Origin of the sequence: Massilia glaciei (assembly GCF_003011895.2) — a bacterium.
Classification (GTDB): domain Bacteria; phylum Pseudomonadota; class Gammaproteobacteria; order Burkholderiales; family Burkholderiaceae_D; genus Telluria_A; species Telluria_A glaciei.
Genome location: NZ_PXWF02000084.1, coordinates 1 through 899, shown reverse-complemented (window position 1 = coordinate 899; position 899 = coordinate 1). Strand labels below are relative to the sequence as shown.

Sequence of the window (899 nt, the reverse complement as noted above, 5' to 3'; positions counted from 1 at the left end):
CGCTCAGGCTGAACAGTCACGAGCAATCTTGGCGCCGAAAGTAAATTTATCGGGGCGTGGGGGACCGCTGTCACGTCAGCCCAAGGTAAAGGCGAGTGTAGCCCCAACAGGAGCGGTTTGCGAGTAACGGGGGGCGGTCCTCAGCCAGAACTGTCCGAAATTACTTGACCACCACAAAAACGCCGAATCACAATAGGGTGGTTGAAAAGAAAATTGGGGAGCTATGCGAACGAGTCGTATTATTCCAGCTTTGACGGCGTAGGGGTGTCCTTAAATTCTGCCCCCAGTTGCCCCCCTCAGACGCGGTATCGATTCCCGCCGCCTGTTGATACAGACGAAAAAAAACCGTCCAGTGGACGGTTTTTTAGGATGCTATGGTGGAGGCGGCGGGAATCGAACCCGCGTCCGCAAGCACTCTACAGACAGTTCTACATACTTAGCACTGCCATTTAATTTAACCGGTACAACGCGGACGTGCACGCTGTGTACAAGCGAGTTACCTATTATTTAGTCCAATACTAAGTAACCCAGTATCGGACGAGTCCCTGTAAATGACTCTAGAGCTTTTGACGGCCCACCCCAGGGACGAGGTGTTCTAGAGCTAGCAGCAATTAAGCTGCGAGTGCGTACGAGTTATCGTTTGCAGTTAAGTTTTTCAGGTTGTATTTACGAGGTGACCCGCCCTCGGTATGCCCTGCGCTGCTTTGCAACCCACGTCGAAACCAGGTCACCCCCACAGAACTGTCATTGTAACGCAATCCCTTACCGTGCGCAGATTCGATGCGAAGCGGGTCAGCGTTGCTGCTGGGCTGCGGCGTTTTCCTTGCTGCGGTTCTGGATCTCGTTGCCGATCATGCCGCCGCCGATCATGCCCGCCACAGTCGCCAGCTTCTTGCCGT

1 other RNA gene is annotated in these 899 nt (G+C 53.9%); it reads right to left on the bottom strand.

Annotated elements, in window-relative coordinates:
- Nucleotides 1-375: 375 nt before the first annotated feature.
- Nucleotides 376-735, bottom strand: a transfer-messenger RNA (tmRNA) gene (ssrA, locus tag C7C56_RS06540).
- Nucleotides 736-899 lie beyond the last annotated feature (164 nt).